At 65.9% G+C, this 14205-nt stretch carries 17 protein-coding genes; 11 read left to right on the forward strand and 6 right to left on the reverse strand.

Annotation, left to right across the window (positions count from 1 at the left end):
• Positions 1-91: 91 nt before the first annotated feature.
• From ALIDE2_RS16695 to ALIDE2_RS16740, 10 genes are all read left to right on the forward strand, one after another.
• Positions 92-1372, forward strand: coding sequence for an MFS transporter (locus ALIDE2_RS16695; RefSeq protein ID WP_013722682.1), 1281 nt, complete (start codon positions 92-94; stop codon positions 1370-1372).
• A gap of 2 nt (positions 1373-1374) precedes the next feature.
• Complete coding sequence (locus ALIDE2_RS16700; protein WP_013722683.1) at positions 1375-1989, forward strand: LemA family protein; 615 nt, start codon at positions 1375-1377, stop codon at positions 1987-1989.
• A complete protein-coding gene (locus ALIDE2_RS16705) occupies positions 1986-2870 on the forward strand; it encodes a TPM domain-containing protein (protein WP_013722684.1) in 885 nt (294 codons plus the stop codon). Before ALIDE2_RS16700 ends, ALIDE2_RS16705 begins: the two co-directional genes overlap by 4 nt.
• Before the next feature lie 2 nt (positions 2871-2872).
• Positions 2873-3370, forward strand: a complete 498-nt coding sequence (locus ALIDE2_RS16710; protein WP_013722685.1) for a TPM domain-containing protein — start codon at positions 2873-2875, stop codon at positions 3368-3370.
• Positions 3371-3395: 25 nt separating this feature from the next.
• Positions 3396-4754 (forward strand): MBL fold metallo-hydrolase, encoded by a 1359-nt coding sequence (locus ALIDE2_RS16715; protein WP_013722686.1) that lies wholly within the window; start codon positions 3396-3398, stop codon positions 4752-4754.
• Complete coding sequence (locus ALIDE2_RS16720; RefSeq protein ID WP_013722687.1) at positions 4751-6286, forward strand: thymidine phosphorylase family protein; 1536 nt, start codon at positions 4751-4753, stop codon at positions 6284-6286. The genes ALIDE2_RS16715 and ALIDE2_RS16720 overlap by 4 nt, the downstream gene beginning before the upstream one ends.
• Positions 6283-7182 (forward strand): ribose-phosphate pyrophosphokinase, encoded by a 900-nt coding sequence (locus ALIDE2_RS16725; RefSeq protein WP_013722688.1) that lies wholly within the window; start codon positions 6283-6285, stop codon positions 7180-7182. Before ALIDE2_RS16720 ends, ALIDE2_RS16725 begins: the two co-directional genes overlap by 4 nt.
• Complete coding sequence (locus tag ALIDE2_RS16730) at positions 7179-8342, forward strand: S1C family serine protease (RefSeq protein ID WP_013722689.1); 1164 nt, start codon at positions 7179-7181, stop codon at positions 8340-8342. The genes ALIDE2_RS16725 and ALIDE2_RS16730 overlap by 4 nt, the downstream gene beginning before the upstream one ends.
• 9 nt (positions 8343-8351) lie before the next feature.
• Positions 8352-8810: an amino acid kinase family protein gene (locus ALIDE2_RS16735; RefSeq protein ID WP_013722690.1), complete on the forward strand. Its 459-nt coding sequence runs from the start codon at positions 8352-8354 to the stop codon at positions 8808-8810.
• Positions 8811-8924: 114 nt separating this feature from the next.
• Complete coding sequence (locus ALIDE2_RS16740; RefSeq protein WP_013722691.1) at positions 8925-9569, forward strand: DUF6629 family protein; 645 nt, start codon at positions 8925-8927, stop codon at positions 9567-9569.
• A gap of 113 nt (positions 9570-9682) precedes the next feature.
• On the opposite strand, the gene merA is transcribed toward ALIDE2_RS16740, so the two are convergent.
• From merA to merT, 3 genes are all read right to left on the reverse strand, one after another.
• A complete protein-coding gene (merA, locus tag ALIDE2_RS16745; RefSeq protein ID WP_013722692.1) occupies positions 9683-11368 on the reverse strand; it encodes a mercury(II) reductase in 1686 nt (561 codons plus the stop codon).
• Positions 11369-11528: 160 nt separating this feature from the next.
• Positions 11529-11804 (reverse strand): mercury resistance system periplasmic binding protein MerP, encoded by a 276-nt coding sequence (merP, locus tag ALIDE2_RS16750; RefSeq protein ID WP_013722693.1) that lies wholly within the window; start codon positions 11802-11804, stop codon positions 11529-11531.
• 12 nt (positions 11805-11816) lie between these two features.
• A complete protein-coding gene (gene merT, locus ALIDE2_RS16755) occupies positions 11817-12167 on the reverse strand; it encodes a mercuric ion transporter MerT (protein ID WP_013722694.1) in 351 nt (116 codons plus the stop codon).
• Between the two features lie 71 nt (positions 12168-12238).
• On the opposite strand from merT, the gene merR reads away from it, so the two are divergent.
• On the forward strand, positions 12239-12661 hold the full coding sequence (gene merR, locus ALIDE2_RS16760) for an Hg(II)-responsive transcriptional regulator (protein ID WP_013722695.1): 423 nt from the start codon (positions 12239-12241) through the stop codon (positions 12659-12661).
• A 237-nt stretch (positions 12662-12898) separates the two neighbouring features.
• Here merR and ALIDE2_RS24620 read toward each other — a convergent pair whose 3' ends face one another.
• From ALIDE2_RS24620 to ALIDE2_RS16765, 3 genes are all read right to left on the reverse strand, one after another.
• A complete protein-coding gene (locus ALIDE2_RS24620) occupies positions 12899-13240 on the reverse strand; it encodes a heavy-metal-associated domain-containing protein (protein ID WP_238530039.1) in 342 nt (113 codons plus the stop codon).
• Positions 13221-13535: a DUF2933 domain-containing protein gene (locus ALIDE2_RS24625; RefSeq protein ID WP_011804776.1), complete on the reverse strand. Its 315-nt coding sequence runs from the start codon at positions 13533-13535 to the stop codon at positions 13221-13223. The genes ALIDE2_RS24620 and ALIDE2_RS24625 overlap by 20 nt, the downstream gene beginning before the upstream one ends.
• 397 nt (positions 13536-13932) lie before the next feature.
• Positions 13933-14133 (reverse strand): hypothetical protein, encoded by a 201-nt coding sequence (locus ALIDE2_RS16765; protein ID WP_041701056.1) that lies wholly within the window; start codon positions 14131-14133, stop codon positions 13933-13935.
• Between the last annotated feature and the right edge of the window lie 72 nt (positions 14134-14205).

Genomic DNA, 14205 nt, shown 5'->3' on the forward strand with positions numbered 1-14205 from the left:
TCCAATCTGTCGACCGCACCGTTACATCCACAGACACCGACGCGCCGCGATGACCGACTCCACATCTAGCAAACCATCTGGAAACAGAACCATGGTCTCGCTTGGACGCTGGCAACTCGGCTGCTTGGCAGCGGCTGTATTTGTCGTTTCTGCGGGCTACGGTGCGCTGATGCCGGTTTTGCCTGCTTGGCTGCTGCCTCTGATGCCCGCAGATGACAAGGCGGAGGTTGCTCGCCACGTCGGCCTGCTCAGTGGCGCGTATACGGCCGGTCTGCTTGTCGGCGCGCCGCTGTGGGGCATGATCTCGGATCGCGTCGGGCGCCGCCGTATCCTGCTGATCGGCCTGGTGGGTTACGTGCTCAGCCTGTTGCCGCTGCTATGGCCCGAGTGGACCGGTCTGGCCGGCATTTATGCGCTGCGTGCGGCGACCGGCTTCTTCGTCGCCGCCGTCGTGCTGGTGGTGCCTGCACTGGTGGCCGAATACACGCCGGAAGACCGGCGGGCGCGGCGCTTCGCGTGGCTCGGTGCGATGTCGCTGCTCGGCTTCCTGTTCGGGCCCGGACTGAACGCGGTCGCCAGTCGGCTGTCGTCCGCCTTGACCGATGCAGGCGCAGGTTCGTATGCGGCGACCGATCTTGTCATCCTTCTGGCGGCCTTGCTCGGCGGTCTGATGATGCTGGGGCTCGCGGCGTCGCTGCCGAGCGACCTCGCGCCCACACTAGACGTTGAACAGGCCGGCGGGGAGACGGATGACAAGCGCCGCGCGATCGCGCTCTGGGTCTTGAACGGCGTCGTCATGTTCGTGCTGGCCGGCTTCGAGCTCGGCATCGTGCTGCAGGGGCAGCAGCACCCGACGCTCTCGTCGCGAGAGATCTCGTTGATGTTCGCGGAGTGCAGCCTCGTGATGCTGGTCATCAACGCTATGCTTTTCTTCACCGGACTGCTCGAGCGCGCCGCGGGCCGAGGTGTTCTCGCCGCCGGGCTCGTGCTGGCGATCGCCGGCCTGGCGATGCTGGCCCTGCACCGCAGCGACGCCTGGATGTACGTCGGCGTGAGCCTCACCGCGGCCGGCACCGGGCTGGTACTGCCGACTATCTCGTTCCTCGCCGCCGGCGCATCGCGCCGCCGCCTGGGGGCGACCATGGGCGGCCTGGCCTCCGCGGCGGGTTTCGGCCAAACGATCGGCTCGGCCGCCACAGGATGGATGTTCGGTGCCGTCGCGCAAACGAGTTTCGCTTGGCTCGCCCTGCCGCTGCTGGCAACGCTCGCTCTGCTGCTGGTGCGCCCGGCGCGTTGGTTCGCCCAGGACGCCGCCCCGGCGCCTCAGCTTTCACTTCGTTCGCGGCCCTCCGGGCCATCACAGGAGCCATGACCATGCGCAAACTGCTTCTTGCCGTACTCGCCACCCTGACGCTTGCGTTGTCGGGTTGCGGCTACAACACCTTCCAGTCGACCGACGAGCAGATCAAGGCGAGCTGGTCGGAGGTGCTCAACCAGTACCAGCGCCGCGCGGACCTGATCCCGAACGTCGTCGCCACCGTCAAGGGCGAGGCAAACTTCGAGCAGGAGACATTGACCCGGGTGGTCGAGGCACGCGCCAAGGCCACCTCGATCCAGGCCACCCCCGAACTGGTCAACAACCCCGAGGCCTTCAACAAGTTCCAGGCGGCCCAGGGTGAGCTGACGAGTGCGCTGTCGCGCCTGCTGGTGGTCAGCGAGAACTACCCGAGCCTGAAGGCCAACCAGGGCTTCCAGGACCTGCGGGCGCAACTGGACGGCACCGAGAATCGCATCGCCGTGGCGCGCGGCCGTTACGTCAAGGCGGTGCAGGACTACAACGTGGCGGTCCGCAGCTTCCCGAGCAACCTGACGGCAATGCTGTTCGGCTACGGCGTCAAGGCGAACTTCAGCGTCGCTGACGAGAAGGCCCTGGCCGTGCCGCCCAAAGTCGATTTCGGCGCTTCGGGCGCCGGGGGGGGCTCGAAGTGACTCTGCTCCACGGCAGCTTCCGCCGAGTGACGCGGGCCTTCGCCGCCTTCGGATTGCTGCTGGTCGTCATGTTCGGCGCCGCAGCGCAGGACCTGGTGCCGGTGCCGCCGCTCAAAGGCCGCGTCACCGACCTGACCGGCACGCTGACGTCGGAGCAGACGACGTCGCTCGACCAGTCGCTGCGTGCCTTCGAAGATCGCAAGGGCATCCAGCTCGCCGTCCTGCTCGTGCCGACCACGCGCCCGGAAGCCATCGAGCAGTTCGCGCTGCGCGTCGCCGAGCAGTGGAAGCTGGGGCGGCGCAAGGTGGACGACGGCGCGCTGCTGCTCGTCGCCAAAGACGACCGGGCTGTGCGCCTCGAGGTCGGCTACGGCATTGAAGGCGCGCTCAACGATGTAACCTCGCGCCGCATTATTGCCGAGGTCATCACGCCAAGATTCCAGCAGGGCGATTTCCACGGGGGCATCACGGCCGGCGTCGACCGGATCGTGCGCGTCCTGGACGGCGAGCCCCTGCCTGCCCCGTCGCGGCAGGATCGCGGCGACAACGGACTCGGACAGACCTGGCCGCTGCTGTTCATTGTGGCGCTGATGTTCGGCGGCGTGCTGCGGCAAGTGCTGGGCCGCTTGCCCGGTGCGCTGGTGGCCGGCGGTGTGCTCGGCGTCGTCACCTGGTTCGCAATCGGGACTCTAGCCGTCGCGGCAACCGCGGGGTTGACCGGATTCTTCGTCACGCTGCTCGGCATCGGCATGGGCGGCCATGGCGGCATGCATGGACGCGGCGGCCACGGGCACGGGGGCGGTGGCGGCTGGTCCGGCGGTGGTGGGTTCCGCGGCGGCGGCGGCGGATTTGGCGGCGGCGGCGCTTCCGGGAGATGGTGAACATGGACCTGTCTGGCATCTTGCGGCACCTGGCCATGACCTCATGGCAGGTTCGGCACGCCTTTCCCGCATCGACGCTGAAGGCCATCGAAGAGGCCGTCCGCGCCAGCGAATCGAGCCACGGTGGCGAGTTGCGCTTCGTCGTCGAAGGCGCCCTCGACGGAGCTCCGCTGTGGCGGGGCCAGTCCGCACGCGAACGCGCCATCGACCTGTTCGGTCGTCTGCGCGTCTGGGATACCGAGCACAACAACGGTGTGCTGATCTACGTGCTGCTGGCGGACCGACGCGTCGAGATCGTCGCCGATCGCGGGATCCATGCCTGTTGCCGGGCCAATGCCTGGACCGAGATCTGCCGTGGCATGGAAGAGCGATTTGCCAAGGGCGACTTCGGCGCCGGCTCGGTGCTCGGCATCGAGGCCGTGACAGGCCTGCTCGCCTGCCACTTCCCCGTCCACAGCGACGACCACAACGAACTGCCCGACAACCCGGTCGTGCTGTGAAACCTACCAGAAGCAAGGAACCATCATGCAACTTCAATTTCTCGGCGCCACCGGCACCGTCACCGGCTCAAAGTACCTGCTGCGCCACGAGGGCGCAACGCTGCTTGTCGACTGCGGCCTTTTCCAGGGCTACAAGCAGCTACGGCTGCGCAACTGGGCCCCCCTCCCGGTGCCGGCGGCCGACATCGACGCGATCGTACTGACGCACGCCCACATCGACCACAGCGGCTACCTTCCGCTGCTTGCGCGCCAGGGGTTCAAGGGCAAGGTGTACTGCTCTGAAGCGACCTTCGACCTGTGCCGCATCCTGCTGCCAGACAGCGGCCACCTGCAGGAGGAGGAAGCCGAGTACGCTAACCGGCACAGTTTCTCCAAGCACAAACCGGCGCTGCCGCTGTACACGCGCGAGGACGCCGAACGCTGCCTGAAGCTGTTCGCGCCGCGGCCGTTCGGCACGACATGGAGCCCGGCAAATGGCCTGCATGCCCGCCTCGACCGATCCGGCCACATGCTGGGCTCAGCCTTCGTGCGCATCGACGACGGCAAGCGCTCGATTCTTTTCTCCGGCGACATCGGGCGCCCGAACGACCTGGTGCTGGCCGCGCCGACACGCCTGCCTGGCGCCGACTACGCGGTGGTCGAATCCACCTACGGCGACCGGGCGCATGAGCCAGGCGATCCGCTGGCCAAGCTGGGGGATGTCATCAACCGCACGGCCGCGCGCGGCGGCACGGTAGTGATCCCGGCCTTCGCTGTCGGCCGGGCGCAGACGCTGCTGTATGCGATCCACCTGCTCAAGGAGCGCGGCGTGATTCACCATCTTCCGGTCTACCTGGACAGCCCCATGGCCATCGACGCGACACGCATCTACCACGCACATCGCGACGAACACCGCCTGACGCCCGATCAGTGCGAAGCCATGTGCCACGCCGCCACCATCGTCAACAAGCCCGCAGACTCCAAGGCGCTGAGCGCGCGGCGCGGTCCGATGGTCATCATCTCCGCCAGCGGCATGGCCACCGGGGGGCGCGTGGTGCACCACCTCAAATCTTTCGCCCCAGACCACCGCAACACCATCCTGTTCGCCGGCTACCAGGCCGGCGGGACACGAGGTGCCACGATCCTGCAGGGGGCGGCCTCGGTGCGCATCCACGGCGAGGAGGTGCCGATCCGGGCCGAAGTCGCCTCGCTCGGCAGCCTGTCGGCCCATGCCGACGCGGGCGAGATCCTGCAGTGGATGCGCGGCTTTGACGCGGCGCCCCAAATGACCTTTGTGACCCACGGCGAACCCTCGGCGGCCGATGCGATGCGCTCGCGCATCGAACACGAGCTGGGCTGGCCCTGCCGCGTGCCGGACTACCTGGAAACGGTGGAGCTGGCATGAGTGACCACGCCATGAACGGGCAGCGCGACCATGACACCAGGCTGCGCGCCTGGCGCACCGGTATCGACACCTACCAGGAGCCGATCGTCTACATGCGCAGTGACTGCGTGGTCTGCCGTTCCGAGGGCTTCACGACGCAGACGCGCGTGCTGCTTACCGCCGGCACCCGCAGCGCCGTGGCCACGCTGAATGTGGTCGAGGGAAATTGGCTGGCCCCTGGCGTCGCTGGCCTGTCCGAGGCGACCTGGCGTGCGCTCGATCCTGCCGCCGACGCCTGGATCGACGTCAGCTACGCGCCGACGCTTGATTCGATGAGCCACGTGCGCGCCAAGGTCTATGGCCACCGTCTCGATGCCGGCGCATTCAATGCCGTGATCGGCGACGTCGCGGCAGGCCGCTACTCCGACCTGTACCTGGCCGCATTCGTCACCGCATGCGCCGGCGACCGGCTCGACCTGTCCGAGACCGTGGCGCTGACCCGGGCCATGGTCGCCGTCGGCCACCGGCTCGACTGGGGCCGCGAAACCGTGGTTGACAAGCACTGCGTCGGTGGGCTGCCAGGCAACCGCACCACCTTGCTGGTCGTGCCCATTGTCACGGCCTGCGGGCTGACCATGCCCAAGACATCCTCGCGCGCGATCACTTCGCCGGCCGGCACCGCCGACACGATGGAGGTGCTGGCGCCAGTGGACCTGGACATCGCCGCGATGCGGCGCACCGTTGAGCGCACCGGTGGCTGCATCGTGTGGGGTGGCTCGGTGCGGCTGAGTCCGGCCGACGATGTGCTGATCCGCGTCGAGCGGCCGCTGGACCTCGACAGCGAGGGCCAGTTGGTCGCCTCGGTTCTGTCAAAGAAAGCCGCAGCCGGCTCCACCCATGTGCTGATCGACCTGCCGGTCGGCCCGACCGCCAAGGTGCGCAGCACCGAGGCCGCGCAGGCGCTCGGTCGCCGCCTGATGGAAGTCGGCCGCGCGATCGGCCTGCAGGTCACTCTGCGCATCACCGACGGGTTGCAGCCCGTCGGCCGGGGTGTCGGCCCGGCACTGGAAGCACGCGACGTACTGGCGGTGCTGCGCGGCCAGGCCGATGCACCTGACGATCTGCGCCAGCGGGCCCTGCAGTTGGCCGGCGACATCCTGGAGCTGGGCAATGCCGCGCCTAACGGAAGCGGCCTGCGACTGGCCGCCGAGGTGCTTGCTGACGGCCGCGCCTGGGCCAAGTTCCAGGCCATCTGTGAGGCGCAGGGAGGGCTGCGCGAGGTGCCCGTGGCGCCGTATCGGCAGGTCATCACGGCAGCGGTGGCCGGGCGGGTTGCGGCCATTGACAACCGCGTGCTCGCGCGCGCGGCCAAATTGGCTGGTGCGCCAAAGGCGCCAGCCGCCGGGGTGGACGTGCACGCACGCATCGGCGATCCGGTCCAGGCCGGCCAACCGCTGTTCACGCTGCATGCCCAGACGGCCGGCGAGCTGGACTACGCCGGGCACTTCGTGGACACCCGTCCGCCCATCTTCCAGATCTCGGAGGCAGCATGAAACCACTGGTCTTTCATCTGCCAGGCGATGAAGACTTCGCCGACCGACTCGCCCTCGCGCTGCAGGCCGAGTCAGCCGGGCTGGCGTTGCACCACTTCCCCGATGGTGAATCGCTCGTGCGCTTAGACGCCAGCGTGGCGGGGCGCACGGTCGTCATCACCTGCAGCCTTGCGAAGCCCGATGCGAAGACGCTGCCGCTGCTGTTCGCAGCCGATGCCGCGCGTGACCTCGGCGCGGCCCGCGTCGTACTCGCCGCACCCTATCTCGCCTACCTGCGCCAGGACCGCCGGTTCCGCGCCGGCGAAGCCATCACGTCGAAGACATACGCGCGCCTGCTGTCAGACACGTTCGACGCCCTGGTCACCGTCGATCCGCACCTGCACCGTTACCACTCGCTGGACGAGATTTACCGCATCCCGAGCCGGGTCGTGCATTCCGCGCCGCTGATCGCTCAATGGGTCAAGGCGCAGGTCGATCGTCCGCTGCTGATTGGGCCTGATTCAGAAAGCGAGCAATGGGTGACGCAGGTTGCTGCCGACGCCGGCGCGCCCTTCACCGTGCTGCAGAAGATCCGCCACGGCGACCGAGATGTGGAGGTGAGTCTGCCGGACGTCACGCCCTGGCTCGACCGGCAGCCGGTGCTCGTGGACGACATCGTCTCCAGCGCGCGCACTATGATTCAAGCTGTTGGCAGCGTGCGCAAGGTCGGCTTGCCCACGCCCGTCTGCATCGGCGTGCACGCCTTGTTCGCACCAGATGCCTACAACGAGCTGCTGGCCAGCGGGGCCGCTCGGGTCGTCACCTGCAACACGGTGCCGCACGCCTCGAACGGCATCGACGTCACTGAAGCGATGGCCCGCGCGCTGGAACAACTGATGGAGGGAAGCGCTACATGAACTCGGATCGGCCATCCGCCCTCCGGCGACTGTGGCTGCTCGTGGCCCAGGTGATCGCAATTGCCGCCGGCCTGCTGATCGCCTGGCGCGCCTTCGGCCCGGCACCGGCCGCGCCAACACGGAACGACGTCGTCGCGCTGCGCGAGGCGCCAGCCGTCGAAGCACCGGCATCGGCGCCTTCCTCGAAGGCGGTGGCGTCGCGCCTCGAGGCGGGCTTCCGGGCCGCCGCCGCCAAGGCCTCGGCCTCCGTCGTCAACATCTATACGCACAAGGCGCCGCCACGACAACTGCCGAGCTGGCTGCGTCCCCCAAGCGACCAGGACGAGGCAGCACAAGGGCAGTCGAGTCTGGGCTCCGGGGTGGTCGTCGCTGCGCAGGGCTACATCCTCACGAACAACCACGTCGTCGAGGGCGCCGACGAGATCGCCGTGATGCTGCCCGGCGGGAAGGTGGCGGAAGCGCTTGTCGTGGGCACCGATCCCGAGTCGGATCTTGCCGTGTTGCGCGTCGAGGCGAAGGGAATGCAGCCGATCACCTTCGCCGACCCGGCATCGGTGCAGGTCGGCGACATCGTGCTCGCAGTCGGCGACCCCTTCGGCGTGGGCCAGACGGTGACCCAGGGCATCGTCAGCGCGACCGGCCGCAACCGGCTGGGTATCAACACCTTCGAGAACTTCATCCAGACCGATGCGGCCATCAATCCGGGCAACTCCGGCGGCGCGCTGGTAGACACCGCCGGCCATCTCGTGGGCATCAACACGGCGATCTACTCGCGCAGCGGCGGCTCGCAGGGGATCGGCTTCGCGATCCCCGTCAGTCTGGCTCGGCAGGTGCTGGAGCAAATCATTTCCACGGGACGAGTCAGCCGCGGCTGGCTCGGGGTCAGTGCGCGCGACGTGATCCACGAGACGACAGGGGCACCCGCCGGCGCAGCACTGGCCGCGGTGCAGCGAGGAGGCCCGGCGGACAAGGCAGGCCTGCGCACCGGTGACACCGTGCTGGCGATCAATGGCAAGGAGGTGATCGACACCGCGGCCCTGGTCGGCGAGACGGCGGCGCTGGTGCCCGGTACGAGCGCGCAGTTCAAGCTCCTGCGCGGCGGCGAACCGATCGCGGTGACGGTTGAACTCGGCCAGAGGCCGGTCACACGCAAGCAATGAAGCGGGACCATGCGCGCGCTCGAGACCCATTTCGTGTCTGCCTTGACCCGTGGAGCCGATCGGCCCGCCTTCCGGCTGCTGGTCGTGGCATCGCTAAAGCCCTTGAGCGTGGTCGGCTTGCAACCCATCCGCTGGCTGCTGTCAAACGGCGCCCTGGTCATCGCGGCCGGCGGCGGCGGGATCCCGGTCGCCAAGGCTGCGGACGAGCCTGGCCTGCGCGGCGTCGACGCGGTGATCGACAAAGATCTGTGCAGCAGCCTGCTGGCACGCGAGTTAAACGTCGACTGTCTGGTGATCGCCACCGACGTCGACGCGGTCTACCTCGATTTCGGCCAACCGGCGCAGTGCCCGCTGCGCAGCGGTGTCGCCGATGGCGCTCGACGCACAGCATTTCTCCCGCCGACTCAATGGTGCCCGAGGTCGAAGCAGCTTGCGCGTTCGTGCGGGCCACCGGACTTCGGGCGGTGATAGGCTCATTGGAGCAGATTGAGGCGATGCTGCTGGGCGATGCGGGAACGTGGTTCACGCGAGACGGCAAACGCGCGCTCTAACACACGATCAACTTATTGGAGTCTTTAGCGAATGTGTTTCTCAGCCACTGCCAGTTTCACCGCTGGCGGCGTCCTCCTGGCGCTCGGCGCCACGACGGTTCCGCGCGCCGCCAGCCGCGCTGAACTGCCCTATGCGTTGATTCCAGTGCTGTTCGGCCTGCAACAGTTGCTCGAGGGTACCTTATGGCTGACCTTCCCGGACCGGGCACCGACGCTCAATGTGTGGCTCACACATGCGTTCTCGTTTTTCTCGCATGTGCTGTGGCCCATCTACATCCCGCTCGCGGCCTTGGCACTCGAACCCGTGCGCTGGCGGCGCCGGGTTCTGATCGCAATTGCCCTGGCCGGCGCCGTGGTCGGGCTGTATCTGCTCGTCATGCTCGTCCGTCTGCCGATCACCGCGCGCGTGATCGGTCAGCACATCTTCTACGACTCGCCGCATTTCTACGTGCTGACGACGATGGCCTTGTACTTCGCGGGAACCTGCGCCAGCCTGATGTTTTCCAGTCACCGCCGCGTGGTGGCCTTCGGTATCGCCGCATTCGGATCCGCGGTCGCCGCCTATGCCTCCTACGCGACCTGGTTCATTTCGGTCTGGTGCTTCTTCGCCGCGCTGCTCAGCGTGATCGTCGCATGGCACTTTTACGCGCCGCGTGTGCCAAGGCTGGCCGGATGAGCCCGCACGTCGACAACGTCATGCCGACGCAGATAAGCATGCGCCCCACCGTTGAGACTTGCTTTCCTATGGGAGGGGCACCGTGTGGGTATTCATCGAACACCTCCTTTTCCTCAGCCTGCGCAGCACGAAAGCTGCTTCACGTCTTTACTGAAGGTCTGCGCCGCCAACTTCAGCCCTTCGACCATCGTCAGATAGGGAAACAACTGATCGGCCAGTTCCTGTACCGTCATGCGGTTACGGATCGCGAGCGCCGCCGTCTGGATCAGCTCGCCCGCTTCAGGAGCCACCGCCTGCACGCCGATGAGTCGCCCGCTGCCTTTCTCAATCACCAGCTTGATGAAACCGCGCGTATCGAAGTTGGCCAGCGCGCGTGGCACGTTGTCCAGGCTCAAGGTGCGGCTGTCGATCCCGATGCCGTCGTGATGCGCTTGCGCTTCGCTGTAGCCCACGGTGGCCACCTGCGGATCGGTGAACACCACTGCTGGCATCGCGGTCAGATTGAGCGTGGCTTCTCCGCCGGTCATGTTGATGGCCGCACGGGTGCCGGCCGCCGCCGCCACATAGACGAATTGCGGCTGGTCGGTGCAGTCGCCGGCGGCATAGATATGCGGCGCGCTGGTGCGCATGCCTTGGTCGATGACGATGGCCCCCTGCGCATTGGTGGCGACACCCGCCGCTTCCAGCGCCAGGCTGCGCGTGTTCGGTGTGCGGCCGGTCGCGACCAGCAACCTGTCGGCGCGCACTTCACCATGCCCGGTGGTCAGCACGAATTCACCGTCTGCATGGGCGACCTGGCTGGCCTGCGTGTGTTCCAGCACCTTGAGGCCTTCGGCACGGAAGGCTGCGGTGACGGCTTCACCAATGGCCGGATCTTCGCGGAAGAAAAAAGTGTTGCGCGCCAGGATCGTGACCTGGCTGCCCAGCCGGGCAAAGGCTTGCGCCAGTTCCAGCGCGACTACGGACGATCCGATCACTGCCAGGCGCTCGGGAATGGTGTCACTCACCAGCGCCTCGGTGGATGTCCAATACGGCGTGTCTTTCAAGCCCGGAATCGGCGGCACGGCCGGACTGGCACCGGTGGCGACTAGGCAGCGGTTGAAACTCACCACGCGTTCACCCCCATCGCCATGCCGCACGGTCAGACTCTGGGCGTCCTTGAAACGCGCTTCGCCGTGCAGTACGGTAATGGCCGGATTACCGTCCAGAATGCCTTCGTACTTGGCGTGGCGCAGCTCATCAACACGCGTCTGCTGCTGGGCCAGCAGCTTGCTGCGGTCAATCGCGGGCACATTCGCCGCGATGCCACCGTCGAACGGACTTTCACGGCGCAGATGCGCAATGTGGGCGGCGCGGATCATGATCTTGGACGGCACGCACCCCACATTGACGCAAGTGCCGCCGATCGTGCCGCGCTCGATCAGCGTGACATGTGCGCCTTGCTCGACAGCTTTCAGCGCCGCCGCCATTGCCGCGCCGCCGCTGCCGATCACAGCAACCTGCAACGGGCGTTCGCCATCGCTGTGCTTGTCGGCGGCCCCCCTCCAGCCGCGCACCTTGTCGAGCAGACCGCTGCGATTCTCGGTCAGCGGAGCATCGGCGAGCGTCGCTTGGTAGCCAAGCTCCGCCACGGCGGCCGTCAGTACGTCCGATGCAGTGCCGGGTTTGATGGCGACCTGCGCCGCGCCCTTGGCATAGGACACGACGGCCGACTGCACGCCCGGCACCTTCTCCAACGCGTCCTTGACGTGGGCCGCGCACGAATCGCAGGTCATGCCGGTGATCTTCAGGGTGGTCATGCTCGTTCCTTTTCTGTTGTCGGCGACGGCCTCTGCCGTCAGCCGCATTGGGTTGGCAGTTCGCAACCGTCCAGTCTGCAGCGGCGATGCGCTGGCGAGGCGAAATCCCAGATTGACACCCCGACCATCAAACCCATGATGCCGCGCCCGGTTCAACGGCTCACTGCTTGACGCTGGACGGATAGCCCGCGTCTTCGGTCGCTTTGGTCAGCTTCTGGACGCTGGTCTTGGCGTCGTCGAAGGTGACGACGGCTTCGCGCTTATCGAAGTTCACGTCGGCCTTGCTCACGCCATCGACCTTGGAGAGCGCTTTCTTGACCGTGATCGGACAGGTTGCGCAAGTCATGCCAGGCACCGACAGCTTGACGGTTTGGGTGGCGGCCCACGCTGGGGCAGCGACGGCGACGAGAGCGAGGGCGGCAAACCGTTTTTTCATGGTGATCTCCGGTCAGTAAAACAAGGGGAGGACATAGGGGAATCCAAGCGCAACCAGTACCAGCGCGGCAACGATCCAGAAAATGAGCTTGTAGGTACCGCGCACCTGTGGAACCGCGCACACCTCCCCCGGCTTGCAGGCTTGTGTCGGGCGATAGATGCGCCGCCAGGCGAAGAACAACGCCACCAGCGCCGCACCGATGAAAAGCGGACGGTACGGCTCCAGTACCGTCAGGTTGCCGATCCAGGCACCACTGAATCCCAGGGTGATCAGAAGCAGCGGCCCCAGGCAGCAGGTCGAAGCGAGAATGGCGGCCAGCCCGCCGGCGACGAGCGCGCCGCGCCCGTTTTGTGGTTCAGCCATGTGCCTGTCCTATCGAAAATGGATTGAATAGCGTAACCTTATTTCCGTAGTCATGTACGGAGTCAAGCAATATGCAAACTATTTTTGAGAATCTGACCATTGGCGCTTTTGCCAAGGCGGCCGGGGTCAATGTGGAGACCATCCGCTTCTATCAGCGCAAAGGCTTGTTGCCCGAGCCGGACAAGCCCTATGGCAGCATTCGCCGGTATGGCGAAGCCGACGTGGCGCGGGTACGGTTTGTGAAATCATCCCAGCGGCTGGGCTTCAGCCTGGACGAAGTTGCCGAACTGCTCAGGTTGGACGATGGCACGCACTGCGATGAAGCCAGCCGCTTGGCGGAGCACAAGCTCCAGGACGTACGCGAAAAGATGGCTGATTTGGCGCGCATGGAAGCCGCGCTATCCGCATTGGTGTGCGCCTGTCATGCGCGGAAGGGGAATGTTTCCTGTCCGCTGATTGCTTCGTTGCAAGAGAACCGGATAGTGCCAGCATGAAGTAGCTGGGAGACGACAACTGCGCCTTATTGATCCGACTCCTATGAACTTGAAATAGACAGCGCCGCTTCTCTCAATGAATATGAGTCTTGGCCCACAGATCGCGCAGCGTTCGCCAGGAGGTCCATGCCTCGGCCACTGCAGCCAGGCCAACTCCGCCGCAGTAAGCTCGGACCACAGCTTCCGATTGGCGCGCATCGGGTGAGCCAAGCGTGGGTCGTCATATTCCTGTCGGTTTCATCTGCGGCAGCAGCAGCTACCCTTTCCAGCACCTGTGGCTTTGGCTGAATGGTGAGATACCGGTGCGACATGATCCTCCGATGCCGCTGTCGTCTTCGCGGACGCCTCATACCCTGCATCGGACAGGGCCGCGAGCAGCGCCGGCAGTTGTTGCGCGGCTTCTTCGCCCGTGATTTGAGCAGTGCCCCTCGAAAGATCGACGTGCACATCCTTCACTCCGGGCACTCGTTTGAGTGCCCTGGTAACCGATGCGACACAGGACCCGCAAGTCATGCCGGCAACGTAGAGTTCGGCGGTTTCCATAATGTTCTCCTGGAGTTCAGTGGTGATGACCGGCATGACCGCCGGCCGGTGGTTGTTGGTTTGCCTCTTGTTCGGGACGTTGCGCCGATGGCTTGTCCGTATTGCGCGGTGAAGCGTCCCCATGGCCACCATGGCCTCCGTGTCCGAAGATGTGCATCAGCGGACACGCCAGGATGAACAGGAAGGGCAGCAATTGCAGGAGGTGGGCGTTGTGACGGAAGAACATCCAGGCCACAGCCGCAGCTAGCCCGATCCAAAGCAACCACTGGTTGATGCGAGACCAGTTAGGTCCGGATGGACGACGCTGGCCTGGGTCATACGGCAGGTTCATAACGATGCTCCTTTGACTTCAATGGGAACTTGTTTGCTGGTGCGACGGTGCGTTATCGGAATGCTAGAGGGAGATGGCTGACCGGCGTGCTACGCATTAATTACATTTGCGTAACCCGTTCGTCATCTTTTCAGCGACATACCCCCCATCGGACTCGTCGTGAGGCGGCACAGGAAGCCATGAAAAGGGCGCCAACATGAGCCTGCTGTGAAACCTCCCGCCATCAAAAATGAAGGCAAGCAGTTCTACTGCCATGCGCGATGACTGCATGGGTTTCAACCTGGTTTCGCGGCAGTCGTTGAGTGAGCGGCCGTTCAGAAAGCAAATCGCCGCCACAGCGCGCGGCGATGGGGAGTCACGCTAGATGGGCGGGCGCCCAACAATATCGTCGGGCTGGCTACGCGAGCGCCTTAAAGCTGCTGATCGGTGTCGATGCCCAGACCTGAACCAGGACGAAGAACCCCAGGGTGGTATCTTTAGCCATGTCGCCCTGCGCGCCTTGGTGATGCGCGGCGGTGCCCCGCTCCCCGAGCCGGGCGGAGATGCCGTTGCGACCTTCAAGTGAGACGCCCACCTGAACCCGGTTTGCGGCGGGCATGGGCTGCGAGGTCCAGGTAGCCCGCGTCCAGCGCGGCGCACGAGGAGCCAGTGGCTGCCAGCTGCTCCAGCG

Source organism: Alicycliphilus denitrificans K601 (assembly GCF_000204645.1).
Classification (GTDB): domain Bacteria; phylum Pseudomonadota; class Gammaproteobacteria; order Burkholderiales; family Burkholderiaceae_C; genus Alicycliphilus; species Alicycliphilus denitrificans.